The 23,245-nt window shown below is 73.5% G+C and carries 24 protein-coding genes; 11 read left to right on the top strand and 13 right to left on the bottom strand.

All coding sequences use genetic code 11. From position 1 onward, the window contains the following. Window positions 1-8: 8 nt before the first annotated feature. From ABD249_RS10030 to ABD249_RS10005, 6 genes are all read right to left on the bottom strand, one after another. Window positions 9-680: a SipW-dependent-type signal peptide-containing protein gene (locus ABD249_RS10030; protein WP_344343107.1), complete on the bottom strand. Its 672-nt coding sequence runs from the start codon at window positions 678-680 to the stop codon at window positions 9-11. A 171-nt stretch (window positions 681-851) separates the two neighbouring features. After that, window positions 852-1,607 carry a signal peptidase I gene (locus ABD249_RS10025; RefSeq protein WP_344343105.1) on the bottom strand — a complete coding sequence of 252 codons (756 nt, stop codon included), beginning with the start codon at window positions 1,605-1,607 and terminating at the stop codon, window positions 852-854. Window positions 1,608-1,971: 364 nt separating this feature from the next. Further along, window positions 1,972-2,970, bottom strand: coding sequence for a class II fructose-bisphosphatase (gene glpX, locus ABD249_RS10020; RefSeq protein WP_344343103.1), 999 nt, complete (start codon window positions 2,968-2,970; stop codon window positions 1,972-1,974). 127 nt (window positions 2,971-3,097) lie between these two features. Continuing rightward, complete coding sequence (locus ABD249_RS10015; protein WP_344343101.1) at window positions 3,098-3,865, bottom strand: triose-phosphate isomerase family protein; 768 nt, start codon at window positions 3,863-3,865, stop codon at window positions 3,098-3,100. Then, window positions 3,865-4,323: a ribose-5-phosphate isomerase gene (locus ABD249_RS10010; RefSeq protein WP_344343099.1), complete on the bottom strand. Its 459-nt coding sequence runs from the start codon at window positions 4,321-4,323 to the stop codon at window positions 3,865-3,867. Before ABD249_RS10010 ends, ABD249_RS10015 begins: the two co-directional genes overlap by 1 nt. Further along, window positions 4,320-6,053, bottom strand: a complete 1,734-nt coding sequence (locus ABD249_RS10005; protein ID WP_344343097.1) for a dihydroxyacetone kinase family protein — start codon at window positions 6,051-6,053, stop codon at window positions 4,320-4,322. The genes ABD249_RS10010 and ABD249_RS10005 overlap by 4 nt, the downstream gene beginning before the upstream one ends. A gap of 127 nt (window positions 6,054-6,180) precedes the next feature. Between ABD249_RS10005 and fbaA the strand changes: the two genes are divergently transcribed. Then, entirely contained in the window at window positions 6,181-7,209 is a 1,029-nt protein-coding gene (fbaA, locus tag ABD249_RS10000; protein WP_344343095.1) for a class II fructose-bisphosphate aldolase, read from the top strand. A 48-nt stretch (window positions 7,210-7,257) separates the two neighbouring features. On the opposite strand, the gene ABD249_RS09995 is transcribed toward fbaA, so the two are convergent. Further along, the gene (locus tag ABD249_RS09995; RefSeq protein WP_344343093.1) at window positions 7,258-7,638 is read right to left on the bottom strand and encodes a DUF2834 domain-containing protein; all 381 of its coding nucleotides are present in this window, start codon (window positions 7,636-7,638) and stop codon (window positions 7,258-7,260) included. A 53-nt stretch (window positions 7,639-7,691) separates the two neighbouring features. Between ABD249_RS09995 and ABD249_RS09990 the strand changes: the two genes are divergently transcribed. Together ABD249_RS09990 and ABD249_RS09985 are read left to right on the top strand one after the other, a co-directional pair. Beyond that, window positions 7,692-8,324 (top strand): MerR family transcriptional regulator, encoded by a 633-nt coding sequence (locus ABD249_RS09990; RefSeq protein ID WP_344343091.1) that lies wholly within the window; start codon window positions 7,692-7,694, stop codon window positions 8,322-8,324. A 52-nt stretch (window positions 8,325-8,376) separates the two neighbouring features. Beyond that, window positions 8,377-9,363: a hypothetical protein gene (locus ABD249_RS09985; RefSeq protein WP_344343089.1), complete on the top strand. Its 987-nt coding sequence runs from the start codon at window positions 8,377-8,379 to the stop codon at window positions 9,361-9,363. Between the two features lie 58 nt (window positions 9,364-9,421). On the opposite strand, the gene ABD249_RS09980 is transcribed toward ABD249_RS09985, so the two are convergent. From ABD249_RS09980 to ABD249_RS09965, 4 genes are all read right to left on the bottom strand, one after another. Further along, window positions 9,422-9,886: a hypothetical protein gene (locus ABD249_RS09980; protein ID WP_344343087.1), complete on the bottom strand. Its 465-nt coding sequence runs from the start codon at window positions 9,884-9,886 to the stop codon at window positions 9,422-9,424. A gap of 78 nt (window positions 9,887-9,964) precedes the next feature. After that, window positions 9,965-10,153, bottom strand: a complete 189-nt coding sequence (locus ABD249_RS09975; RefSeq protein WP_344343085.1) for a hypothetical protein — start codon at window positions 10,151-10,153, stop codon at window positions 9,965-9,967. An 89-nt stretch (window positions 10,154-10,242) separates the two neighbouring features. After that, window positions 10,243-10,563 carry a hypothetical protein gene (locus ABD249_RS09970; RefSeq protein ID WP_344343083.1) on the bottom strand — a complete coding sequence of 107 codons (321 nt, stop codon included), beginning with the start codon at window positions 10,561-10,563 and terminating at the stop codon, window positions 10,243-10,245. A 122-nt stretch (window positions 10,564-10,685) separates the two neighbouring features. Then, window positions 10,686-11,660 carry a 4-hydroxy-3-methylbut-2-enyl diphosphate reductase gene (locus ABD249_RS09965; protein ID WP_344343922.1) on the bottom strand — a complete coding sequence of 325 codons (975 nt, stop codon included), beginning with the start codon at window positions 11,658-11,660 and terminating at the stop codon, window positions 10,686-10,688. 75 nt (window positions 11,661-11,735) lie between these two features. On the opposite strand from ABD249_RS09965, the gene xseA reads away from it, so the two are divergent. Continuing rightward, a complete protein-coding gene (xseA, locus tag ABD249_RS09960) occupies window positions 11,736-12,950 on the top strand; it encodes an exodeoxyribonuclease VII large subunit (protein ID WP_344343081.1) in 1,215 nt (404 codons plus the stop codon). A gap of 78 nt (window positions 12,951-13,028) precedes the next feature. On the opposite strand, the gene ABD249_RS09955 is transcribed toward xseA, so the two are convergent. Beyond that, complete coding sequence (locus ABD249_RS09955; RefSeq protein ID WP_344343079.1) at window positions 13,029-14,315, bottom strand: MFS transporter; 1,287 nt, start codon at window positions 14,313-14,315, stop codon at window positions 13,029-13,031. Between the two features lie 36 nt (window positions 14,316-14,351). Further along, entirely contained in the window at window positions 14,352-15,521 is a 1,170-nt protein-coding gene (argE, locus tag ABD249_RS09950; protein ID WP_344343077.1) for an acetylornithine deacetylase, read from the bottom strand. A gap of 102 nt (window positions 15,522-15,623) precedes the next feature. Here argE and ABD249_RS09945 point away from each other — a divergent pair, with 102 nt between their 5' ends. From ABD249_RS09945 to ABD249_RS09915, 7 genes are all read left to right on the top strand, one after another. After that, complete coding sequence (locus tag ABD249_RS09945) at window positions 15,624-15,863, top strand: exodeoxyribonuclease VII small subunit (protein ID WP_344343075.1); 240 nt, start codon at window positions 15,624-15,626, stop codon at window positions 15,861-15,863. After that, window positions 15,860-16,486: a DUF4245 domain-containing protein gene (locus ABD249_RS09940; RefSeq protein ID WP_344343073.1), complete on the top strand. Its 627-nt coding sequence runs from the start codon at window positions 15,860-15,862 to the stop codon at window positions 16,484-16,486. The genes ABD249_RS09945 and ABD249_RS09940 overlap by 4 nt, the downstream gene beginning before the upstream one ends. A 68-nt stretch (window positions 16,487-16,554) precedes the next feature. Further along, window positions 16,555-17,952: a class II fumarate hydratase gene (locus ABD249_RS09935; RefSeq protein WP_344343071.1), complete on the top strand. Its 1,398-nt coding sequence runs from the start codon at window positions 16,555-16,557 to the stop codon at window positions 17,950-17,952. A gap of 87 nt (window positions 17,953-18,039) precedes the next feature. Beyond that, window positions 18,040-20,094: a prolyl oligopeptidase family serine peptidase gene (locus tag ABD249_RS09930; protein WP_344343069.1), complete on the top strand. Its 2,055-nt coding sequence runs from the start codon at window positions 18,040-18,042 to the stop codon at window positions 20,092-20,094. Continuing rightward, window positions 20,091-20,582, top strand: coding sequence for a tetratricopeptide repeat protein (locus ABD249_RS09925; RefSeq protein ID WP_344343067.1), 492 nt, complete (start codon window positions 20,091-20,093; stop codon window positions 20,580-20,582). The genes ABD249_RS09930 and ABD249_RS09925 overlap by 4 nt, the downstream gene beginning before the upstream one ends. Window positions 20,583-20,622: 40 nt before the next feature. Further along, on the top strand, window positions 20,623-21,921 hold the full coding sequence (locus ABD249_RS09920; RefSeq protein WP_344343065.1) for an O-acetylhomoserine aminocarboxypropyltransferase/cysteine synthase family protein: 1,299 nt from the start codon (window positions 20,623-20,625) through the stop codon (window positions 21,919-21,921). Beyond that, a complete protein-coding gene (locus ABD249_RS09915) occupies window positions 21,918-23,237 on the top strand; it encodes an LLM class flavin-dependent oxidoreductase (RefSeq protein ID WP_344343063.1) in 1,320 nt (439 codons plus the stop codon). The genes ABD249_RS09920 and ABD249_RS09915 overlap by 4 nt, the downstream gene beginning before the upstream one ends. The last annotated feature ends 8 nt before the right edge of the window (window positions 23,238-23,245 follow it).

Raw genomic sequence — 23,245 nt, 5'->3', positions numbered from 1 at the left:
CGTGCCGACTACGGCGCGGTGGACGTGGCGACGAACTGCCAGGTCGCCGTCGTGGTCGTCGTCTGGTTGAGCGTGGCGCCCGACGTGACGACGAAGCACAGCTGCACCGCGGTGCCGGCCGCCGTCACCGGCGTGCCGATCGTGAGCGGCACGGTGCCGCCCGCCACGGAGGCGTTGGACGCGAGCGTCGTGCCCGTGCCGAGGAGGGTGCCGGTCGTGGCGGTCGCGTCGCAGGCAGCGGCGGGTGCGATGGCGTAGACCGAGTAGCCGAGGTTCGCCGCGTTCGCGGTGCCACCGGCCTCGGTCGTCGCAAGCGTGGTGAGGTCGAGCGTCGCGGGGCTCGTCGTGTTCGCTGCGAGGCGCACCCAGAACGGCGCGTACACCGTGCTGTTCGGCGACAGGTTGCCGGCGAGCGGCGTCGTGAACGTGAGGGGCGCAGCGGTCGCGGACGTCGGGTGGTCGGTGAAGCCGGCCGTCGCGCTCGTCGTCGAGCCCTGCAGGTTGAACGTGCCGGCGGTGAAGGTGCCGGTGGCGAACTCGCTGTCGCTCCACACGGCGAGCGTCACGGCGGCGCCGATGCCGAGCACGAGGCCACCGGCGAGGATGGCGCGGATCTTGCGACCGCGGCGACCGCGCTCGGGTGCGACCGCGGGCTCCGCGGCGGTGTCGTGGGCGTGCATGAGCGGCTCCGATTTCGGAAGAGAGACATGAGGACACTTCAAGTGTCGGTGCTTGTCCCCCAAAGGTCAAGGTCGTCGCGTGCATGAGGCGTGCGTCATGGCTCGAACGACGCGCGATGCGTGCGCGGAGGCAGCGCACGACCGCATGCCTCGTGCGAGCAGGGGGACGCGTCAGTCGGCGTGCTGCGCGTCGGCGACCGTGGCGGCACGCTGCTCGCGCGGCCAGAACGCCCACGTGACGAGCGCGGTCGCACCGATCGTGATGCCACCGAGGACGAAGGGGTTCTGGAACCAGACGATGACGTTCGCGAGCCCGGGGATCGACCACAGCACGAGCCGCACGCTCGACTCGGCGTACGGCTCGGGGTCGGGCTGCTCGTTGTCGTCGCCCTGCATGCGGAAGACGACGGCGTCGCCGGACGCATCCACGATCTCGATGACGCGGTGCGTCACCGGCAGCAGCTGCTCCTCGGAGCGGTCGACGGTGACGACGTCGCCGACGGCGATCTCGGATGCCGGGATCTCGCGGACGAACGCGATGGAGCCTGCGGGGATGGTCGGGGACATCGATCCGGTGGCGAACATGACGATCGACACCTTGAGGAGGAATGACGCGGCGACGAGCAGGATGCAGGCGAGCCCGCCGAGGGCCAGCACGTCGAGCACGATGCGCCCGACGAGGCCGCGCGCGCGGCGACCGATGCCGCGGCCACGATCGCGCGGCACGTACGGCGGCGACGCCGTGTCGACGATGCGGTCGACGGGGCTGACCTCGCCTGGGCCGTCGGCGTCCGAGGCGCCGACCTCCCTCGAGGAGGGCGACGAGGGCGACGCGTGATCGGGCTCCTCAGCCGCGGCCGGCGCCGTCGCGACCGATCGCGTCCACGCCGAGGAGGGCCGTGCGCCCGTCGCAGCGGCGGCACGCACCGGCGATCCCGGCGTCGCCGCGTCGCCGTCTCCGCCGGTCCGGGCACGCATGTCGACCGCGGCATCGCCGTCGGCCGCAGCATCGTCGACCTCGTGCGCGAGCTCCCAGTGCGAGCGACCGACCGGCGCGGCATGCCGACGCCGACCGGATGCATGCTGCGGCGCAGCGCCCTCGTCGATCACGACCAGCGCTCCGCGCACTCCGGCGGCTCCGTGCGCAGCGACGTCCGCCGCCACCGCACTCGAGCCTCCCGCATGCCGCCACACGCTACCGGTCGCATCCGGACGATCGCCTGCGCACTGCCACCCCGCACGCGCAGCGACCCCGCAGCGCACGGCGCTGCGGGGTCGCGAGGCGATCGGGTCAGCCCGCGCGCTCGGCGTCGCGGTCGAGCCACTTCGACGCGAGGTGCTCGGCGATGACGCGGCGCGCCGTGCCCGTCTTCGAGCGCAGCACGAGCGACTCGGTGCGGATGAGCGGCCCCTTGCGACGCACGCCGTCGAGCAGGCCGCCGTCGGTGACGCCCGTCGCGACGAAGTACGTGTTGTCGCTCGTCACGAGGTCGTGGACCGACAGGATGCGGTCGAGGTCGTGCCCGGCGGCGACGACCTTCGCGTGCTCGTCGGCGGACTGCGGGTTGAGGCGACCCTCGATGAAGCCGTCGAGCGCCTTGATGGCGCACGCGGTGATGACGCCCTCGGGCGTGCCGCCGACGCCGACGCACATGTCGATGCGCGACTCCCAGCGGGCGGCGTTGATGCCGCCGGCGACGTCGCCGTCGAGCATGAGGCGCGTGCCGGCGCCCGCCGAGCGGATCTCGTCGATGAGGCCCGCGTGGCGCGGTCGGTCGAGCACGGCGACGACCATGTCGGCGACGTCCTTGCCCTTGGCGCGCGCGAGCTCGCGGAGGTTGTCGCCCATCGACTGCGCGAGCGACACGACGCCCTTGCCCTCGGGGCCGCACACGAGCTTGTCCATGTAGAAGGCGTCGACGGGGTCGTACATGGTGCCGCGATCGGCGACGGCGATGACGCTGAGCGCGTTCTGGCGACCCGCGGCGGTGAGCGACGTGCCGTCGATGGGGTCGACGGCGATGTCGCACGACGGGCCGCGGCCGTTGCCGACATGCTCGCCGTTGAACAGCATGGGCGCCTCGTCCTTCTCGCCCTCGCCGATCACGACGACGCCGTCGAAGGCGACGGTGCCGAGGAACGTGCGCATCGCGTCGACCGCAGCCTTGTCGGCGGCGTTCTTGTCGCCGCGGCCGATGAACGGCACGGCGCGGATGGCGGCAGCCTCCGTCGCGCGCACGAGCTCCATGGCGAGGTTGCGATCGGGATGCTGGAAGACGGTGTCGGCCATGTGGCTCCTTCGGCGAGGGTGGCAGGGGCCAGCTGCACCCAGGCTAGTGCCGAGGGCGCCTCGCGCGGCGGGCGCATGCACCGGCCCCCGCATCCGGGTGGACGCGGGGGCCGGCGAGGCGATGCCGTCAGGCGGCGGCGAGCGCCTCGTCGAGCACGCGGCCGAAGCCCGCCGGGTCGTGCGCGAACCGGCCGAGGAACATGCCGTCGACGTCGGGAGCGATGCGCGGCAGCAGCCCGGGCCCCGCCGAGCCGCCGTAGATGACCTGCGCACCCGGGAGCAGTGCGTCGCCGCCGAGGTGGTCGCGCAGCACGCTCGTGACGCCGCGGATGTGCGCCTCCCCCGCGGGCTCGGGCGCGCCGATGGCCCACACGGGCTCGTACGCGACGACGAGCCGCCCGCCGATGCCGCGCTCGCGTGCGAGCCGCAGCGACGCCTCGAGCTGCTGCACGCACGCGGCGGCCGCGGCGGACGCGTCGCCCTGCGCGACCTCGCCGATGCACAGGACGGGCGCGAGCCCGGCCTCGAGCGATGCGGCGACCTTCCGCGCGACGGTCTCGTCGGTCTCGCCGAACATCGCACGGCGCTCGGCGTGGCCGATCTCGACCATCCGCACGCCGTGCTCGACGAGCTCGGGCGCGCCGACCTCGCCCGTGAAGGCGCCCGAGGGCTCCCAGTGCACGTCCTGCGCGCCGACCGTCATGCCCGCGGGCACGGCGATGTCGACGACGGCCGGGATCGACGGGAACGTCGGGATGACGAACGGCTCGACGACGCCCGACGCGACGGCCTCATGCACCCGGCACAGGGCGGCGACGTCGCGCGTCCAGCGCTCCGTCGCCGCCTTGCCGAAGTACATCTTGAGGCTCGAGCCGATCACGAACCTCGCAGGCATCAGTCGCCTTCGTAGGCGCAGATGTCGTCGACGTTCGCCTTCGAGTGGCTCGAGGGGTCGAACGTGTACGTCAGCCACTCCTTCGCGAGCCTGCGCGCGAGCTCGATGCCCACGACCCGCTGCCCCATGCAGAGCACCTGGGCGTCGTTCGAGAGCACGGCGCGCTCGACCGAGTACGAGTCGTGCGCCGTCACGGCGCGGATGCCCTTGACCTTGTTCGCCGAGATCGCGACGCCGAGCCCGGTGCCGCAGATGAGCAGCGCCCGGTCGGCCTCGCCGGCGGCGATGCGCTGCGCGGCGTCGATCGCGACGTTCGGGTAGCTCCTGCCGTCGTCGCCGTCGGGGACGCCGACGTCGACGACGCTGGCGACGAGGTCGTTCGCCTCCAGGTCCGCCTTCAGGATCTCCTTGTAGTCGAAGCCGGCCTTGTCGGATCCGATGATGAGCCGAAGCGTCACTTGTCCTCCTCGAGATGCTGTGCCAGCACGTCCGAGACGGTCGTGCCGATGAGCGCGAACGAGACCGCGCCCGGGTCGGGCGATCCGACCGACTTGTCGCCGTGCGACTTCGCGCGACCGAGCGTGGCCTTGAGCGCCGCGGTCTCCTGCGCCGCCTCCTCCGCCACGCCTGCCGCGTGCGACCAGGCGTCGACGAGCGAGTCGCCCGCCGCGACGCGCTCGCTGAGCTCGTCGGCGAACGGCGTCATGGCGTCGACCATGGTCTTCTGCCCGATCTTGGCCTTGCCGAACTCGACGACGGCGTCGCGTGCCGCCGAGACCGCCGCTGCGACCTCGGTGCGCGTCACGTCCGACGTGTCGCCGAGCTGCTCGGCCATCGAACGCAGGATGCGAGCCCAGATGACGCCGGACGTGCCGCCTGCCCGGTCGCCCCAGGCGTCCGCCGCGCGCAGCAGGGTCGTCTGTGCGCCCGCACCGGCGTCGGCCGCGGCACGGGCCGCGTCGCGACCTGCGTGCGCGCCGCGGCGCATGCCGATGCCGTGGTCGCCGTCGCCGGCGACGGCGTCGAGGCGGCCGAGCTCGTCGGCGGCGCCGTCGATCGCGGTGGCGATCTCGTCGAACGCGGCGCTGATCGTCTGCGCGGCGGCACGGGATGCGTCGGAGGCCTCGGGGATCTCCTGCTCCTCGACCGCGGCGACGACGACGTCCGCGTGCTCCTGCGGGGCGACCGAGCCCTTGCGGTAGCCGGGGGTGTCGGCGGGTGCCTTCCACAGCTCCTCGAGCTCGTCGTCGAGCCACAGCAGCGACAGCGAGCAGCCGGCCATGTCGAACGACGTGCACAGCTCGCCCACGTCGGGCTCGACGACCGTGAGCCCGGCCTCCTCGAGCAGGCGGTGGACGGCGCGGTAGACGACGAAGAGCTCCTCGTACTTCACCGAGCCGAGGCCGTTCAGCAGCGGCACGACGCGCGCGCCCTCGCGGTCGACGCCCGGGGGCACCTCCTCGAGCAGCTTCGAGACGAAGAACTCGGCGAGGCCGTCGGCGGTGGGCACGTCGACCTCGTCGATGCCGGGCTCGCCGTGGATGCCGAGGCCGACCGCCATCTTGCCCTCGGGCACCGTGAAGAGCGGGCCGTCGGCACCGGGCAGCGTGCAGCCGGAGAAGGCGACGCCGAAGGTGCGCGTGCGGTCGCGCGTGAGCTTCGCGATGCGCTCGACGTCGTCGAGGGATGCACCCGACGCGGCGGCCGCGCCCGCGATCTTGAACAGGGCGAGGAGGCCCGCGATGCCGCGACGCTCCTCGGGGCGGTCGGCGGGAGCGCTCCAGATGTCGTCGGTGCCGAGCACGGTGCGCACGTCGTGGCCCTCGGCCTTCAGACGCTCCTGCGCCTCGGTGAAGTTGAGGACGTCGCCCGCGTAGTTGCCGTACGACAGCAGGACGCCCTTGCCCTGGTCGGCGGTCTTCGCGATCGTGTACACCTGCTGCGACGAGGGCGACGCGAAGAGGTTGCCCATGGCTGCTCCGTGCGCGATGCCGGGGCCCACGAGGCCACCGAACGCGGGGTAGTGGCCGCTGCCACCGCCGATCACGAGCGCCACCGTGTCCTCGGAGGACCTGGTGGAGCGGACGACGCCTCCGGGCACCGCGGTGACCCACCGTGCCGATGCGGCTGCGAAGCCCTCGATCATCTCGTCGGCGAAGGCCGACGGCTCATTGAACAGACGCGTCATCGCGTGCTCCCTCGGTTGGAATGCCTCCATCGAACTGCATAGGACATGTCCGTGCAACCTCTTCCCACGCCGGAGGCGACCGCGCTCGTAGACTCGACGCAGCCGCGATCCGCTCGAAGGAGAAGCAATGCCCGTCGCAACGCCCGAACAGTACGCAGAGATGCTCGACAAGGCGAAGTCGAACGCCTTCGCCTACCCCGCGATCAACGTGTCGTCGTCCTCGACGATCAACGCCGTCCTCCAGGGGCTCTCCGAGGCGGGATCGGACGGCATCATCCAGGTCACGACCGGCGGTGCGGACTTCTTCGCGGGCCAGAGCGTCAAGAACCGCGCCGGCGGCGCCATCGCGTTCTCGCGGTTCGTCACCGAGGTCGCGAAGGCGTACCCCGTCACGGTCGCGCTCCACACGGACCACTGCCCGAAGAACGCCCTCGACGACTTCCTGCTGCCGCTCGTCGCGGCCAGCGAGGAGGAGGTCGCCGCCGGGCGCCCCGCGCTCTTCCAGTCGCACATGTGGGACGGCTCGGCCGTGCCGCTCGCCGAGAACCTCGAGATCGCGAAGGAGCTGCTCCCCCGCCTGAAGGCGCTCGACATCATCCTCGAGGTCGAGATCGGCGTCGTGGGCGGCGAGGAGGACGGCGTGAGCCACGAGGGCAGCAACGAGGCGCTCTACACGACCCTCGGCGACGTCGAGCAGGCCGTCGACGCCCTCGGGCTCGGCGAGCAGGGCCGCTACATCGCCGCCCTCACGTTCGGCAACGTCCACGGCGTCTACAAGCCGGGCAACGTCAAGCTGCGCCCCGAGCTGCTCGGCGAGATCCAGGCGGGCATCCAGGCGAGGCACGGCACGGGCGAGAAGCCGCTCGACCTCGTGTTCCACGGCGGCTCGGGCTCGACCGACGCCGAGATCTCGGAGGCCGTGCGCAACGGCGTCATCAAGATGAACATCGACACCGACACGCAGTACGCGTACTCGCGCTCGGTCGCCGGCTCGGTGCTGTCGAGCTACGACGGCTTCCTGAAGATCGACGGCGAGGTCGGGAACAAGAAGGTCTACGACCCGCGCGCGTGGGGCAAGGCGGCCGAGAAGGCCATGGCAGCGCGCGTCGTCGAGGCGACGCAGCAGCTCGGCTCGGCCGGCTGGTCGGGTCGCTGACCCGACGGCGCACGACGAGGCCCCCTGCCGCACGGCAGGGGGCCTTCGTCATGCGGGCTGCGCCGTCGCGCGCGCCCGTCGCTCGAGCGCGAGCTCGCGCAGGCCGAGGAACAGCGGGAACGCGAAGGCGACGGCGATCAGCAGGCTCAGCGGCACGAAGATCCACGCCCAGCGCCGCCAGCCGAGCCTGGCGCCCTCGACGAGCATGAGGATGCCGGCGGCGGTGGCGACGACGAGCAGGTCGACCGTCGCCGACGACGATGCGGCGTTCGCGAACCAGCCCTCGAGGTAGCCGAGGTCGCCCGGGTCGAGGAAGAACGCGACGTTGAACGCCCACGTGCCGACGAGCCCGATCGCGCTGAGCACGAAGAGCGCGATGGCGAGGGCACGGTGCCGCCCGGGGGCGGACGGCGGAGCGGGATGGACCATGGCGACTCCCGTCGTAGATTGACATCGAGACTATCGATAGTCATGATACCGACATGCGCATCGCCGAGCTCAGCCGCCGCACCGGCGTGACGAGCGCCTCCATCAAGCACTACGTGCGCGAGGGGCTGCTGCCCGCCGGCGAGCGCGTCGGCTACAACCAGACCGCCTACGGCGACGAGCACGCGAGCAGGCTCCACCTCATCCGCGCCCTGCTCGACACCGGCGGGCTCTCGGTCGCGGCGACGCGCTCGGTGCTCGCCGCGATCGACGATCCGGCCCTGCCCGTCTCGCACGTGCTGTCCACGGCGCAGGAGGCCGTCTCGCGCACCGACGCCGATCCCTCGACGGATGCGGTCGAGCGCGTGCGCGCGCTCGTGCACGACCGCGGCTGGACGGTGTGCGACGACAACCCCGGCATCGCGCAGTGCGCCGAGGTGCTCGACGGCTTCGCGGGCATCGACCGCGACGACCTCGGCGACATGCTCGAGCGGTACGCCGAGCCCGTCCTCGAGATCGCCCGGGGCGACGTCGCCGCCGTCGCCGCCCATCGGGGCGACCGCGATCGCATGGCCGAGACGGTCGCCGTCGGCACCGCGCTCGGCGACGCCATGCTCGCGGGCCTGCGCCGCATCGCGCAGGAGCACGTGTCCCGCACCTGGGGCCCCGGCGCCGATCCGCAGCCATGACCACCCGCCATCGCATCGCCATCGTCGCGCCGCGCGACGTCGAGGAGCACGCATGACCATCGCACCCGCACCGTCGCCCGTCCGCGCGGCTCCGCTCGGCCTCCCGGCCCCCGACCGCTGGCATCGCGGCCTCGTCGTGCTCGCCGCGGCGATGGGGATGCTCGCCGTCGTCGCCGCCGTGCTCGCCGTCGTCGACCAGCGCGAGATCCTCGGCCAGGGCGCGTGGCTCAAGCCGCTGAAGTTCGCGATCTCGCTCGGCCTCTACGCCGTGACCCTCGCATGGATGCTCGGGCAGCTGCGGCGGTGGCGACGCATCGCCGACGTCGCCGGCACGATCACGGTCGTCGCGATCGTCGCCGAGATCGTCATCATCGTCGGCGCGGCGGCGGCTGGCACGACGAGCCACTTCAACGTCTCGACGCCGCTCGCCGCGGCGCTGTGGGCGGTGATGGGCACCTCGATCGCCGTGCTGTGGATCGCGGGCCTCGTCGTCGCCGTCGCCCTCGCCCTGAACCCCATGCCCGACGCCGCGCGCACGCTCGCGGTGCGCGCCGGCGTCGTGCTCGGCCTCGTCGGCATGGCGCTCGCATTCCTCATGACGGGCCCGACGGCCGCGCAGCTCGACGACTTCCAGGGCATCGCGGGCGCGCACGCCGTCGGCGTCGCGGACGGCGGCGCCGGGCTGCCGCTGCTCGGCTGGAGCACGGTCGCCGGCGACCTGCGCGTGCCGCACTTCGTCGGCATGCACGCGCTGCAGCTGCTGCCGCTCGCCGCGCTCGGCCTCGAGCTCGCAGCGCTGCGCGTGCCGCTGCTGCACGACGGTCGCACCCGCCTCGAGCTCGTCGCGGTCGCGGCCGTCGCCGTCGCGCTGTCGCTCGCGGTGCTCACGGCGCAGGCGCTCTCGGGGCAGTCGGTCGTCGCGCCCGCGGGCGGCATCCTCGTGGCGGGGATCGCGCTGGCCATCGCGACGGCCGGAGGCGCCGCGGCCGTGCTCGTGCGGGGTGCGCGCCGCGCGGCGCGGACGGCCAGCGCCGCCTGATCGGTCGTCCGCGCACGACCGCGCGGCGAGCGGCACGCGCGGCGAGCGACGCGCCGCGTCAGGGCTGGATGCGGTCCGACGCGTTCGGCGGCGGCGGCTGCTGCTGGCCGCCAAGCGGCTGCACCGGGTTCTGCGGCGGCTGCTGCTGCGGCTGCTGCTGCGGCTGCTGCGGCTGCTGCGGCTGCCACGGCTGCGGCTGCTGCCAGCCCTGCTGCTGCGGCTGCTGCCACGCCTGCTGCTGCGGCTGCTGCTGCTGCGCCCTGCCCGCCCGCGAGGTCACGACGTGCGCGACGAGCAGGGCGATGCCGAGCAGGCCGAAGACGAGCGGGCCCCAGACGAAGAAGACGAAGATCGGCGACGTGCCACCCGTGTCGCCCTCGGTCGAGAGGAAGACGGGCAGGAACGTCGTGCCGGGGTACTCCTGCAGCGTCGAGAAGGTCGAGAGCAGGTTCCGCACCAGCGCGAACGCGCCGATGACGAGGCTCGCGATCGCGAGCCGCAGCAGGAGAGGAGATCGTCGCATGCGGCAATCCTGCGCCCTCGATGCTGGACGCGGGCTCGGACGCGGGCTCGGACATCCCGTCCGAGCCCGCGCGAGCGCCTAGAGGCTCGTTCCCAGGCCTGTGCCCGTGCCGTAGCCGTGACGGTTGCGCGTCTGGATCTCGGCGTTCGCCTGCAGGCCCGGGTTCGCCGAGTCCTGCTGGCCGGGCAGCGGGTCGTCGCCGTGCGTCTGCACGCCGGAGCCGGTGAGGGACTGCCAGAATCGGCGCAGTCGGTCGCGGATGCTCATGATGCCTCCTCGCTCGAGCCCGGCGAGGGCGGCGCCCGTCGCCGTCCCCCGACGGTAGCCGTGCACCCTGGACGACGCCAGGGATCCGCTCACTCCCAGTCGCTGCTCTCGTCGACGATCGAGTCGGTGCCCTCGGGCAGCACGGTGTCGTCGACGCCGTCGTCGTCGGTGTCGAGCGAGTGCTGCGCTCCGCCGTGCTCGTCGGGCACGTCGGCCGGGTCGTCGTCGGCGATGTCCTCGTCGCGGTCCTCGTAGCCGTCGGGCACGTCCTGGGCCGAGATGGCCTCGGAGTCGTCGACGCCCGAGGGCGCGGGCTCCTCGGCGGCATCGCCGAGCGTCTCGTCGTAGTCGACGCCCTCGGCGACCTGGTCGCTCCAGTCCCCGGCGTCCTGCACGGTCTCGTCGGTCATGGGATCCTCCGTCCTGCACGCCGCCGGTCGGCGGGCGTCGCATCCAGGATGCCCCCGCGACCGCTCCGCGCGCAGCGCATGTCGCCCGGCGAGGTCGAGGGGATAGGGTCCGGCGCCGCGCGTCAGCGACGCGAGGGGCGAAGCTCCTTCGGCAGCGAGAAGACGAGGTCCTCCTCGGCGGTGCGGACCTCCTCCACGAGCGTCCAGCCCGCATCCGACAGCTCGGCGAGCACCTCGTCGACGAGCACCTCGGGCACGCTCGCGCCGCTCGAGACGCCGATGGTCGCGACGCCCTCGAGCCACTCCTGCCGGATCTCCCGCGACGCGTCGACGCGGTAGGCGGCGCGCGCGCCGTGCTCGAGCGCGACCTCGACGAGTCGCACGGTGTTCGAGGAGTTCGCGCTGCCGACGACGATGACGAGATCGCATCCGGGCGACACCTTCTTCATCGCCACCTGGCGGTTCTGCGTCGCGTAGCAGATGTCGTCGCTCGGCGGATCCTCGAGGTGCGGGAAGCGCTCGCGCAGCCTCCGCACGGTCTCCATGGTCTCGTCGACCGAGAGCGTCGTCTGGCTGAGCCACACGAGCCTCCCGTCCGGCACCTCGACGACGTCGGCCTCCTGCGGCGACTGCACGAGCGTCATGCGATCCGGCGCCTCGCCCATCGTGCCCTCGACCTCCTCGTGGCCGGCGTGGCCGATGAGGAGCATGTGGGCGTGGTCGCGCGCGAAGCGCTGCGCCTCGCGGTGCACCTTCGTCACGAGCGGGCACGTCGCGTCGATGGCCTCGAGCCCGCGCTCCGCGGCGGCCGAGACGACCGCGGGGCTCACGCCGTGCGCGCTGAAGACGACGAGCGCGCCGGGCGGCACCTCGTCGACCTCCTCGACGAAGACGGCGCCGCGTCGCTCCAGCTCGGCGACGACGTGCCGGTTGTGCACGATCTGCTTGCGCACGTAGACGGGTGCACCGTGCTGGGCGAGCGCCTGCTCGACCGTGACGACCGCGCGGTCCACGCCGGCGCAGTAGCCGCGCGGGCTCGCGATGCGGATGCGCCGCGGCCCTGCGTCGCCGGGGTCGACTAGCCTGTTCCGGACGATCGGAGCGCGCGGCGCGGCCAGCGGGATCCGGCCGTTCGTGATCGTCACGACTCGAATCCTACGTTCGGAGGCCGCATGGGCGATCGCGTCACGGGCTCCCCCGAGGAGCCGTGGGCCGTCGGGCGCCTCGCGACCGAGCTGCAGTCGTACGTCGCCCGCCTCGGCGCCGTGTGGGTCGAGGGCGAGCTCACGCAGTGGAACGTGCGTCGCGGCATGGTCTTCGGCAAGGTGAAGGACGTCGACGACGACTTCACGATCGACGCGAAGGCCTTCACCTCGACGCTGCGCGAGCCCTTCTCGCAGGGCGACCGCGTCGTGGCGCTCGTGCAGCCGGAGTACTGGGCGAAGGGCGGCACGCTGTCGATGCAGGTGCGCGCCATGCGCCACGTCGGCCTCGGCGAGCTGCTCGCGCGCCTCGAGGAGCTGCGGCAGCGCCTCGCCGCCGAGGGGCTCTTCGATCCCGCGCGGAAGCGCCGGCTGCCGTTCCTCCCCCACTGCGTCGGGCTCGTCACCGGTCGCGACTCCGACGCGGAGCAGGACGTGCTGCGCAACGCGCGCCTGCGCTGGCCCGGCGTGCGCTTCGAGGTCGTGCACGCGGCCGTGCAGGGCGACGCGGCGCCGCGCGAGGTCGTGCGGGCGATCGAGACGCTCGACGCGCATCCCGACGTCGACGTCATCGTCGTCGCGCGCGGCGGCGGCGACTTCCAGTCGCTCCTGGCCTTCAGCGACGAGCGCGTGCTGCGTGCCGCCGCGGCGGCGACGACCCCGATCGTCTCGGCGATCGGCCACGAGGCCGACCGGCCGCTGCTCGACCTCGTCGCCGACCTGCGCGCCTCCACCCCCACCGATGCCGCGAAGCGCGTCGTGCCCGACGTCGCCGAGCAGCTCGACATGGTCTCGCAGGCGCGCGCCCGCATGCGCTCGCGCATCACGCAGCGCGTCGCGAACGAGGTCGACCGGCTGGCGGCCGTGCGCTCGCGCCCGTCCCTCGCACGCCCCGAGGCCCTCGTCGACGCGCACACGAGCGAGGTGCGGCAGCTCGCGGTGCGCGCCGACGACCTCGCCTCGCGCGCCGTCGAGCGCGCCGAGCACGGCATCCACCGGCTCGCCGACGGCCTGCGCGCCCTGAGCCCGCAGGCGACGCTCGACCGCGGCTACGCCGTCGTCCAGACCGCCTCGGGCGGCGTGCTGCGCGACGCTGCGGACGCCGCGCGCGGCGACGCCCTGCTCGTCACCCTCGCCTCCGGCACGATCGCGGCCGAGGTCGCCGAGGCGCATCCGGCCGACTGACCCTCGCGCGACGGACGCGCCGCGGACGCCGATGGGGGCGGCACGGCCGAGGCCGCGCGCCCCCATCGGCGTCGCAGGTCAGCGCTGGCCGAACCTCCGGCGCACGAAGAAGAGCCCGACGAGCGACAGCACCGCGATGGCCATGTAGTACAGGCTCGGCGCCTGCAGCAGGCCCGTGACGCGCAGCAGCTCGGTGAGCACGAGCGGCGCGATGCCGCCCAGCAGCGTCACGCCGACGTTGTAGGTCACCGACAGCGCCGTGCCGCGGATCTCCGCCGGGAACATCGACGACAGCAGGCCCGGCAGCGGGGCGAAGTAGAAGGCCATGATGAGGCCGAGCAGCGCGATCGACACGATGAGCGCCGGCACGCTGCGCAGCACGACGATGACCTGGAAGATCGGGAACGCGAGCACGAGCGCCGCGATCGCCGCCCACGTCATGACCCGTGCGGGGCCGACGCGGTCGGCGAGCCGACCGACGAAGGGCGAGCCGACGAGCGCGATGGCGCCCGCGACGATGCCGCCGAGGTACGCCGCGGTCGGCGGGATGTCGAGGTTCGTCACGGCGAACGTCGGCATGTACAGGATCATGTAGACCGAGATCGTGGCGACGCCGATGACGGCCGAGCCCGCGAGCAGACGGCCCCAGTGCTCGCGCACGAGCGTGCCGAGCGGCGAGCGCGTGCGCTCGGAGGCGCCGAGCTCGGTGGGCTCGGCGAGACGGGCGCGGATGTAGAGGCCGACCGGGCCGATGAGCAGGCCGACGAAGAACGGCACGCGCCAGCCCCACGAGTCGAGCTGCTCCGTCGTCAGGTACGTGTTGAGCGCGAAGCCGAAGGCCGACGCGAGCAGCATCGAGGCGCCCTGCGCCGCGATCTGCCACGACGCGTAGAACATCTTGCGGTGCGGCGCGGTCTCGATGAGGAACGTCGTGGCCGTGCCGAACTCGCCGCCGGCCGAGAAGCCCTGGATGAGGCGCGACAGCAGGATGACGACGCCGCCCCACACGCCGACGGCGGCATAGCTCGGCGCGACGGCCATGAGCAGCGTGCCGACCATCATGAGCATGAGGGTGATCGTGAGGGCGTTCTTGCGGCCCTTCCGGTCGGCGAACGAGCCGAGGATCATGCCGCCGAGCGGGCGGATGAGGTAGGTCGTCGCGAACGTCGCGAACGTGAGGAGGAGGCCGTACTCGCCCGCGTCGGGGAAGAAGACGCGCGTGATGACGACGGCGAACGAGGCGTAGACGATGATGTCGAACCACTCGAGGGCGGCGCCGATCGACGACGAGATGACCGCCTTGCGGGCGGCGGCGAGCCGTTCGGGCGAGACCTGCGTGGCGGTCTCGGGGGTGCTGGTGCTCATGGATGCTCCGTGGGATGGGATGGGTCGAAGGGGGCGTCAGGCGCGCAGGTCGGCGACGAGGCGGTCGACGAACGCCTCGCACGCGGCGATCTGCGCGAGCTCGACGAACTCGTCGGGCGCGTGGGCCTGGGCGATGTCGCCCGGGCCGCAGACGACGGTGGGGATGCCGGCGTTCGCGAACAGGCCGGCCTCCGTGCCGTAGGTGACCTTGTCGTCGCTCGGCACGGCGCCCCACGCCGCGGCGAGCGCGACGATCTCGGCGTCGGCGGGGGTGTCGACGCCGGGCGCCGCCGCGGTCGTCACGAGCTCGACGGACGCCTGCGGGAACCGCGAGCGCATGTCGGCCTCGATGCGGGCGCACTCGGCGCGGAAGCGCTCGACGAGCGCCTCGTGGTCGACGGTCGTGAGGGCGCGGAACTCGAAGTGGATCGAGCACTCGGCCGGGATGGTGTTCACGGCGATGCCGCCGTCGATGCGGTTGACGCTCACCGACGTGTACGGCACGACGTAGCCCTCGTCGAACGGGCCCTGCTCGCGCATCTCGTCGGCGACGCCCTGCACGAAGCGCACGAGCTCGGCGGCGGCGACGATCGCGTTCTCGCCCTGCGGCGTGAGCGACGAGTGCGCCGCGACGCCGCGCACGTCGACGCGGAAGACGTTCATCGACTTGTGGCCGCGCACGATGCGCATGCTCGTGGGCTCGCCGACGACGCAGCCGCGCGGCAGGTCGCCGCGGCCCGCGAGCTCGGCGACGAGGTCGACGGCGCCGACGCATCCGACCTCCTCGTCGTACGAGAGCGCGAGGTGGATGGGCTCGGACAGCGGCGCCGCGACCATGTCGGCCGCCTTGACGAGCACGACGCCGAGGAACGACTTCATGTCGGCGCTGCCGCGCGCGTAGAGCCGGTCGCCGCGCACCTCGGGCGAGAAGGGGTCGCTCGACCACGTCTGGCCGTCGACGGGCACGACGTCGGTGTGCGCCGACAGCACGATGCCGCCGGTCGTCGAGCCGTCGGCCGCGGGGATCGTCGCGAGCAGGTTCGCCTTCGTGCCCTCGGCGTTCGGGATGCGCGTCGAGGCGACGCCGAGCGCCTCGAGCCGCGCCTCGACGTGCGCGACGAGCTCGAGGTTCGAGTCACGGCTCGTCGTGTCGAACGCGACGAGCGTGCGGATCTCGTCCAGGGTGCTCTCGGACGGCTGGTGCACGGCGGATCCTCTCGGTCTGGGCAGGGATCCCTCGATCCTTCCACCTGGACGGCGAGGTCCTTCCACCCCCGCTGCCGCGTCGGCGGTGCGGCGGTAGGATCGATGCTCGTGAGCGACACCGCTGCGGCATCCGGGCAGACGCCCGCCGACGAGCTCGGCTACGAGGCCGCGCGCGACGAGCTCGTGCGCGTCGTGCAGGCCCTCGAGTCCGGCGACAGCACGCTCGAGCAGTCGCTCGCGCTGTGGGAGCGCGGCAACGCGCTCGCCGAGCGCTGCGAGCACTGGCTCCAGGGCGCGCGCGCCCGACTCGACGCCGCTCGCGGCACCGAGGCGCAGGCATGAGCGCCAAGCCGCCGCGGGTCGTCGCCGAGCTCGGCCGCCCCGAGACGCCCGAGGAGATCGCCGACCGCAAGGCCGCGTCGCGTGCGCGGCACCGGGCGAACCAGACCCTCGTCAACCTCGTCCTGTCCCTGCTGGCATCGCTCGCGATCGTCGCCGTCATCGTCATCGTCGTCATGCGGCCGGGCCCGGCCGCGCCCGAGCCCGTCGACGTCGCCGGCCCCGCCGCCGACGCCTCCGCGTCGCTCGGGGTCGACGTCGTCGCACCCGACGTGCCCGAGGGCTGGGGCGCCAACGCGGCCGAGCTGCGCGACGGCCCCGCCGGCATCGCGCAGTGGTTCGTCGGCTACGTCACCGCCGACGACCAGTTCGCATCCGTGACGCAGGGGGTCGGCGCCGACGCCACCTGGCTCGCCGCGACGACGCGCGAGGCGACCGAGACCGGCACCCTCGACGTCGACGGCGTCGAGTGGACCGTGTCCGACCAGCGCGATCGCGAGTCGGCCGGCAACCTCGCGTGGGTCGCATGGACCGAGACCGACGACTCGACGCTCGTCGTCGCAGGCACCGCCGACGACGCCGAGATGCTCGCGCTCGTCGAGGCCGTCACGGCCGAGCTCGGCTGACGCCGAGCCCCCGAGGACCCCGTGCCGCCACGAGCGGCGGATCAGCACCGAGCAGAGAGGCGAAGAGCATGACCGAGTACCGGATCGAGCACGACACGATGGGCGAGGTGCGCGTCCCCGTCGACGCGCTGTACGCCGCGCAGACGCAGCGCGCCGTCGAGAACTTCCCCATCTCCGGCTCGGGGCTCGAGCCCGCGCAGATCGTCGCGCTCGCGCGCATCAAGCGCGCGGCCGCGATCGCCAACCGGAGCCTCGGCATCCTCGAGGCCGACGTCGCCGACGCGATCGTCGCCGCGGCCGACGAGATCGTGGGCGGCGCGCACCACGACCAGTTCCCCGTCGACACGTACCAGACCGGCTCGGGCACGTCGTCGAACATGAACATGAACGAGGTCCTCGCGACGCTCGCGACGCGCCACCGCGGCTCGGCCGTGCACCCCAACGACCACGTCAACGCCTCGCAGTCGTCGAACGACGTCTTCCCCACCTCCGTGCACGTCGCAGTCACGGGTGCGCTCATCGAGCAGGCCATCCCCGCGCTCGACCACCTCGCGACGGCCCTCGAGGCCAAGGCCGCGCTGTGGAAGGACGCCGTCAAGCCCGGCCGCACCCACCTCATGGACGCGACGCCCGTCACGCTCGGCCAGGAGTTCGGCGGCTACGCGGCGCAGGTGCGCTACGGCATCGAGCGCATCCAGGCGGCGCTCCCCCGCGTCGCCGAGGTGCCGCAGGGCGGCACGGCCGTCGGCACCGGCATCAACACGCCGCTCGGCTTCCCCGAGCAGGTCATCGCCGAGCTCGCCTCGTCGTCGGGCCTGCCCATCACCGAGGCGCGCGACCACTTCGAGGCGCAGGCGAACCGCGACGGCCTCGTCGAGGCGTCGGGCGCGCTGCGCACGATCGCGGTGTCGCTCACGAAGATCTGCAACGACCTGCGCTGGATGGGCTCCGGCCCGAACACGGGCCTCGGCGAGATCGCGATCCCGGACCTGCAGCCCGGATCGTCGATCATGCCCGGCAAGGTGAACCCCGTCGTGCCCGAGGCCGTGCTCATGGTCTGCGCGCGCGTCATCGGCAACGACGCGACCGTCGCATGGTCGGGCGCGTCGGGCTCGTTCGAGCTCAACGTGCAGATCCCCGTCATGGGCACCGCGCTGCTCGAGTCCATCCGCCTGCTGTCGAACGCGTCGCGCGTGCTCGCCGACAAGACCGTCGACGGCCTCGAGGCGAACGTCGAGCGCGCCGCCGCGCTCGCCGGCATGAGCCCGTCGATCGTCACGCCGCTCAACCGCCTCATCGGCTACGAGGCCGCCGCGAAGATCGCCAAGCACTCGGTCAAGGCCGGCATCACGGTGCGCGAGGCCGTCATCGACCTCGGCTACGTCGAGCGCGGCGAGCTCACCGAGGCCGACCTCGACAAGGCCCTCGACCTGCTGTCGATGACGCACCCGGGCGTCGCCCGCTAGCACCGCCCGCCGTGCCCGAGGCCCTCCGCCGCCCCTGCTCGCAGGCTCGGCAGAGGGCCTCGGCTCGTCTCTGACAGCATGGATGGCATGCGTGCATATCCGGCCGTGAGGCGCGACCAGACCGTCGACGAGCTGCACGGGAGGACGATCGCCGACCCGTACCGCTGGCTCGAGGATGCGGACTCGCCCGAGACCGCCGCGTTCGTCGCGGCGCAGAACGCGTTCGCCGAGCCCATCCTCGCCGCGCTGCCCGCGCGCGACGCGTTCCGCGAGCGCGTGACGGCGCTGCTCACGGCGCCCACGCGCGGCTGCCCGTTCGAGCGCGGTGGACGCGTCTTCGCGTGGCGCAACGACGGGCAGAACCAGGACGTGCTCGTCGTCGCCGACAGCGTCGACGAGCTCGAGGGCGGCCGCGTGCTGCTCGACGCCAACGCGCTCTCGGCCGACGGCACCGTGTCGGTGACGGCCGCATCCGTGAGCCCCGACGGCCAGCTGCTCGCCTACGGCGTCGCCGACGGCGGCTCCGACTGGCGCACCCTGCGCGTGCGCGACGTCGTCACGGGCGCCGACCTCGCCGACGAGATCCCGTGGACGAAGTGGAACTCGCCCGTGTGGCTGCCGGGCGAGCGGTCGTTCACGTACTGGGCCTACGACGCCCCGGCAGGCAACGGCCTCACCGACGAGATGGGCGCCGGCCGCCTCATGGCGCACGTCGTCGGCGAGCCGGTCGAGGACGACGCCGTCGTGTGGACGCGGCCGGAGGAGCCGCGCATGTTCGCGCGCCACTGGCCGCGCGACGAGCGCTGGTTCGTGCTCTCGACCGACACGGGCTCCTCGAGCGGCAACGACCTCGCCGTCGCCCGGCACGGCGGCGACGACCGGCTGCGCCTCGTCGACGGGCACGAGCACGAGTGGGATGCCGTCGGCATCCGCGACGACGTGCTCTTCGCGGTCACCGACGAGGGGGCGGCTCGCTACCGCCTCGCCGCGTTCGACCTCGCGACGGGCGCGCAGCGCACCGTCGTGCCCGAGCACGAGACCGACGTGCTGCTCGGCGCCTCCCTCACCGCCGGCGGGCTCGTGCTCGAGTACTCGCACGACGCCTCGCACCGCCTGCAGCTCGCGACCGACGACGGCGCGCTCGGGGACGCGGTGCCGATCGGCGAGGGCGTGAGCCTCACGGGCCTCTCCGCCCGGGCATCGTCGACGACGGTGCACGCGACGACGTCGTCGTTCGTCGACCGCGGCACGCGCCACGTCGTCGAGGTCGACGGCGCGCGGCTCGTGTCGCACCGCACGCTGCCGACGCCCGGCCCCGCCGCGCCCGAGGCGACGACGACGCGCATCCGCGCCACGAGCTCCGACGACGCCGAGGTGCCCGCGTTCGTCGTGCGCCCGGACGGCGACGACGGCACCGAGCCGCGCCCGACGCTCGTGTGGGCGTACGGCGGCTTCAACATCCCCATGAACCCCGGCTTCCGGGCCGTGCTCGCCGCCTGGGTCGACGCGGGCGGCGTGCTCGTGGTGCCGAACCTGCGCGGCGGCGGCGAGTTCGGCTCCGACTGGCACAAGCAGGGCACGAAGGAGCGCAAGCAGCAGGTGTTCGACGACCTGTACGCCGTCGCCGAGCACCTCGTCGCCACGGGGGTCACGACGCCCGAGCGCCTCGTGCTGCACGGCCGCTCGAACGGCGGCCTGCTGGCCGGTGCCGCGCTCACGCAGCGGCCCGAGCTGTGGGCGGCCGTGCTGCCGGGCGTCGGCGTGCTCGACATGCTGCGCTTCCACCGCTTCACGATCGGCTGGGCGTGGACGAGCGACTACGGCGACCCCGACGACGCCGAGGAGTTCGCGGCGCTCGCCGCCTACTCGCCGCTGCACGCGATCCGCGAGGGCGTCGCCTACCCGCCGACGCTCGTGACGACGGGCGACCACGACGACCGCGTCGTGCCCGCGCACTCGTTCAAGTTCGCCGCCGAGCTGCAGCGCGCGCAGGCGGCGAGCGGCGCCGAGGCCCCGATCGTGCTCTCGATCGACACGCGTGCGGGCCACGGCATGGGCAAGCCGAAGGATGCGGCCGCGCTCGAGTTCGCGGACCAGCTGGCCTTCGCCGCGCACCACGCGGGGCTCGAGGTGGCCGGATGAGCGACTGGCAGGAGCGCATCGACGCGTTCTGGGCCGAGCTCGACGAGGACGCCCCGCAGGCGATGATCCGTCGCATGCGGGCGCTCGTCGCCGAGCTCGCCGCCGACGACGCACGCGGACCGTTCGAGCTCGGCGGCGTCTTCGACGCGCTCGGCATGGAGGAGGTCGCTGCGGCGCACTACCGACGCGCGCTCGAGCTCGGGCTCGACGACGAGCGGGCGGCCCGTCTGGCGATCCAGCACGGCTCGACGCTGCGCAACCTCGGCAGGATCGACGAGGCGATCGACGTGCTCGCCCACGCGCCCGACCACGACGCCGTCGGCGACGCGCGCGCGATCTTCCTCGCCCTCGCGCTGCACGACGCGGGCCGCAGCGGCGAGGCCGTCCGCCTGCTCGTCGAGGCGCTCGAGCCGACGCTGCCGTCGTACCGGCGCTCGGTGCGCGCGTACGCCGAGGCGCTGCCCGAGCCGCCTCGTCACGGGGCGTAAGACGCCGTCGCGCGATGGTGCGCGCGTGCCAGCATGACGCATGCTCCGCCGCTCGCCATCCGCTCCCCCGCTGGGCTTCGCGACCAGACAGCTGCAGCCCATCGAGGTCGACGAGCCCATCCGCTCCCGCACCACGCCGCTGCATCTGAGCGCCGGCTTCCCGTTCGACGGGTTCGACGACGCCGCCGAGCACTTCCGCACCGGCGACGGCTACTCGTACACGCGCGTCGCCAACCCGACGATCACGGCGGTCGAGCGGCGCATCGCGGCGCTCGAGGGCGGTGCGGAGGCCGTGCTCGTCGGCAGCGGGCAGGCCGCGATCGCCGTCGCGCTGCTCGGCCTCGTCGGCGCCGGCGGCCACGTGCTCGCCGGCGCGAGCCTCTACGAGGGCACGCGCGGCCTCCTGCTCGACGACCTCGCGCGCCTCGGCGTCGCGACGGACTTCGTCGCCGGCAGCGACCCGGACGCCTGGCGCGCGGCCGTCCGCCCCGAGACGCGCGTCGTGCTCGTCGAGGCGATCCCCAACCCTCGCAACGACCTCGTCGACATCCGTGCGATCGCCGACGTCGCCCACGAGCACGGCATCGCGCTCGTCGTCGACGCCACGCTCGCGACCCCGTACCTGCTGCGCCCCATCGAGCACGGCGCCGACGTCGTCGTGCACTCCGCGAGCAAGTTCCTCGCAGGGCAGGGATCGGTGCTCGGCGGGGCGATCGTGGACGCCGGCACGTTCGACGCCGAGCGCTCCGGCCACCTGTACCCGCACCTCGTCGCGCCGAGCCGAGGCGGCGGGCCCAGCCGCGTCGAGCGCCACGGGCCGCTCGCGCGCATCGCCCACCTGCGCGACGGCGTCGCCGTGCGGCTCGGGCCCACGATCTCGCCCCTCAACGCCTTCCTCGTCGGCCAGGGCCTCGAGACCCTGTCGCTGCGGGTCGAGCGGCAGTCGGCGAACGCCCTCGCGATCGCCACGTTCCTCGACGCGCATCCCTCCGTGGCCTCCGTCGACTACTCGGGGCTGCCCTCGAGCCCGTACCGCGCGCTCGCCGACCGCTACCTCCCGCGCGGACAGGGCTCGGTCTTCGCCTGCACCCTCCACGGCGGGCAGGCCGCCGCCCGGCGGCTCATCGACGCCCTCGCGCTCTTCACGCCGATGACCCACCTCGGCGACGTGCGCTCGCTCATCCTGCATCCGCGCACCACGAGCCACACGCAGCGCACCGACGCCGAGCTGGCGGCCGCGGGCATCGGCCCGGGCACGCTGCGGCTGTCGATCGGCATCGAGGACGTCGACGACCTCGTGCGCGACCTCGAGCGCGGCCTCGCGGCGGCGACGGCATGACGCGCCAGCAGCACCTCGGGTGGTTCCTCGCCCGCGGGTTCGGACCGCACGGGTGGGGGCATCCGTACCTCGACTGGGACTACCGGTGGACGTCGCCGGCGCTCTACCAGCAGTCGGTGCGCGAGCTCGAGCAGGCGAGCGTCGAGCTGCTCGTCATCGAGGACTCGCCCTCGCTCGGCAGCCCCGAGACGCTCGACGTGCGCGTGCGTCACGCGTTCGGCGGTCCGAAGCTCGACCCGCTGCTGCTCGCCCCGTACCTGTTCGCCGCGACCCGGGCGATCGGCATCGCGCCGACGGTGAACCCCGCGTCGCTGCCGCCGTACACCGCCGCGCGGCAGCTCGCCTCGCTGCAGCATCTCTCGGGTCACCGGCTCGGCGTCAACGTCGTCACCGACACGGGCAGCGCTCGGCACTTCGGCGCGGAGCCGCCGCTCGGCCACGACGCCGCCTACGACCGGGCCGAGGAGTGGCTCACGGGCGTGCGGGCATTGTGGCGCTCGTGGCCGGAGGGGGCGCTCGTCGCCGACGTCGCGTCGGGCACGTACGTCGACGGCTCGCTGCTGGATCGCACGCGACATCGCGGCGAGCACTTCGCGTTCGAGGGGCCGCTCAACGCCGTGCCGTTCACCGACGGCGAGCCCGTCGTCGTCTCGCCGGGCGGCTCGGGCCGCGGCCTCGGGTTCGCGGGCGCCCACTCCGACGTGCAGCTCGCGCTCGCGCCGCTCGAGGCGAGCGCCCTGCGGGCGTACCGGGCACGCATCCACGCCGCCGCCGTCGCCGCGGGGAGGTCGGCCGACGACATCCGCGTGCTCTTCGCGATCCAGCCGACGATCGTCGCGAGCGTCGAGGAGGCCGACCGGCTCGTGCGCGCGTCGGCGAACCCCGACGACGCGACGATCGTGCAGCTCGCGCGTGGGCAGTCGAGCGACCTCGAGACCGACCTCGTCTCGCTCGACCTCGACGCTCCCATCCCGCCGGGCACGTTCGGCGACCACGTCTCGCACGGCTCGATCGCGCGGCTCGTCGGCGACCACGACGCCACGACGACGCCGCTGCGCGTCCTGCTCGCCGGGCTCGCCCGCCTGCGGCGCACCGGCGACGGCACGGGGCTCGTCGGCACGGCCGAGGAGCTCGCGGATCGGATCGAGCAGCTCGGCGAGGAGGTCGACAACGACGGCTTCCTGCTGTGGGGCGACCTGCACCCCGTGACGGTGCACCGCACGCTCGACGAGCTCGTGCCCATCCTGCGACGGCGCGGCATCCTGCGCCGGGAGCTCGACGACCGCGGGCTGCGCGCCAACCTGCTGGGCCGCTGACCGACCGC

Source organism: Agrococcus versicolor (assembly GCF_039531815.1).
Taxonomy (GTDB): Bacteria; Actinomycetota; Actinomycetes; order Actinomycetales; family Microbacteriaceae; genus Agrococcus; species Agrococcus versicolor.
This window is presented reverse-complemented; position numbering and strand designations above follow the sequence as displayed.

What these genes read in the sequence shown, in the direction of transcription:
- ABD249_RS10030 (WP_344343107.1), bottom strand. Translation starts at nt 680, where the DNA reads ATGCACGCCCACGACACCGCCGCGGAGCCCGCGGTCGCACCCGAGCGC.
- glpX (WP_344343103.1), bottom strand. Translation starts at nt 2,970, where the DNA reads ATGGCCGACACCGTCTTCCAGCATCCCGATCGCAACCTCGCCATGGAG.
- ABD249_RS10015 (WP_344343101.1), bottom strand. Translation starts at nt 3,865, where the DNA reads ATGCCTGCGAGGTTCGTGATCGGCTCGAGCCTCAAGATGTACTTCGGC.
- ABD249_RS10005 (WP_344343097.1), bottom strand. Translation starts at nt 6,053, where the DNA reads ATGACGCGTCTGTTCAATGAGCCGTCGGCCTTCGCCGACGAGATGATC.
- fbaA (WP_344343095.1), top strand. Translation starts at nt 6,181, where the DNA reads ATGCCCGTCGCAACGCCCGAACAGTACGCAGAGATGCTCGACAAGGCG.
- ABD249_RS09995 (WP_344343093.1), bottom strand. Translation starts at nt 7,638, where the DNA reads ATGGTCCATCCCGCTCCGCCGTCCGCCCCCGGGCGGCACCGTGCCCTC.
- ABD249_RS09990 (WP_344343091.1), top strand. Translation starts at nt 7,692, where the DNA reads ATGCGCATCGCCGAGCTCAGCCGCCGCACCGGCGTGACGAGCGCCTCC.
- ABD249_RS09985 (WP_344343089.1), top strand. Translation starts at nt 8,377, where the DNA reads ATGACCATCGCACCCGCACCGTCGCCCGTCCGCGCGGCTCCGCTCGGC.
- ABD249_RS09980 (WP_344343087.1), bottom strand. Translation starts at nt 9,886, where the DNA reads ATGCGACGATCTCCTCTCCTGCTGCGGCTCGCGATCGCGAGCCTCGTC.
- ABD249_RS09975 (WP_344343085.1), bottom strand. Translation starts at nt 10,153, where the DNA reads ATGAGCATCCGCGACCGACTGCGCCGATTCTGGCAGTCCCTCACCGGC.
- ABD249_RS09970 (WP_344343083.1), bottom strand. Translation starts at nt 10,563, where the DNA reads ATGACCGACGAGACCGTGCAGGACGCCGGGGACTGGAGCGACCAGGTC.
- xseA (WP_344343081.1), top strand. Translation starts at nt 11,736, where the DNA reads ATGGGCGATCGCGTCACGGGCTCCCCCGAGGAGCCGTGGGCCGTCGGG.
- ABD249_RS09955 (WP_344343079.1), bottom strand. Translation starts at nt 14,315, where the DNA reads ATGAGCACCAGCACCCCCGAGACCGCCACGCAGGTCTCGCCCGAACGG.
- ABD249_RS09945 (WP_344343075.1), top strand. Translation starts at nt 15,624, where the DNA reads ATGCTCGTGAGCGACACCGCTGCGGCATCCGGGCAGACGCCCGCCGAC.
- ABD249_RS09940 (WP_344343073.1), top strand. Translation starts at nt 15,860, where the DNA reads ATGAGCGCCAAGCCGCCGCGGGTCGTCGCCGAGCTCGGCCGCCCCGAG.
- ABD249_RS09935 (WP_344343071.1), top strand. Translation starts at nt 16,555, where the DNA reads ATGACCGAGTACCGGATCGAGCACGACACGATGGGCGAGGTGCGCGTC.
- ABD249_RS09930 (WP_344343069.1), top strand. Translation starts at nt 18,040, where the DNA reads ATGCGTGCATATCCGGCCGTGAGGCGCGACCAGACCGTCGACGAGCTG.
- ABD249_RS09925 (WP_344343067.1), top strand. Translation starts at nt 20,091, where the DNA reads ATGAGCGACTGGCAGGAGCGCATCGACGCGTTCTGGGCCGAGCTCGAC.
- ABD249_RS09920 (WP_344343065.1), top strand. Translation starts at nt 20,623, where the DNA reads ATGCTCCGCCGCTCGCCATCCGCTCCCCCGCTGGGCTTCGCGACCAGA.
- ABD249_RS09915 (WP_344343063.1), top strand. Translation starts at nt 21,918, where the DNA reads ATGACGCGCCAGCAGCACCTCGGGTGGTTCCTCGCCCGCGGGTTCGGA.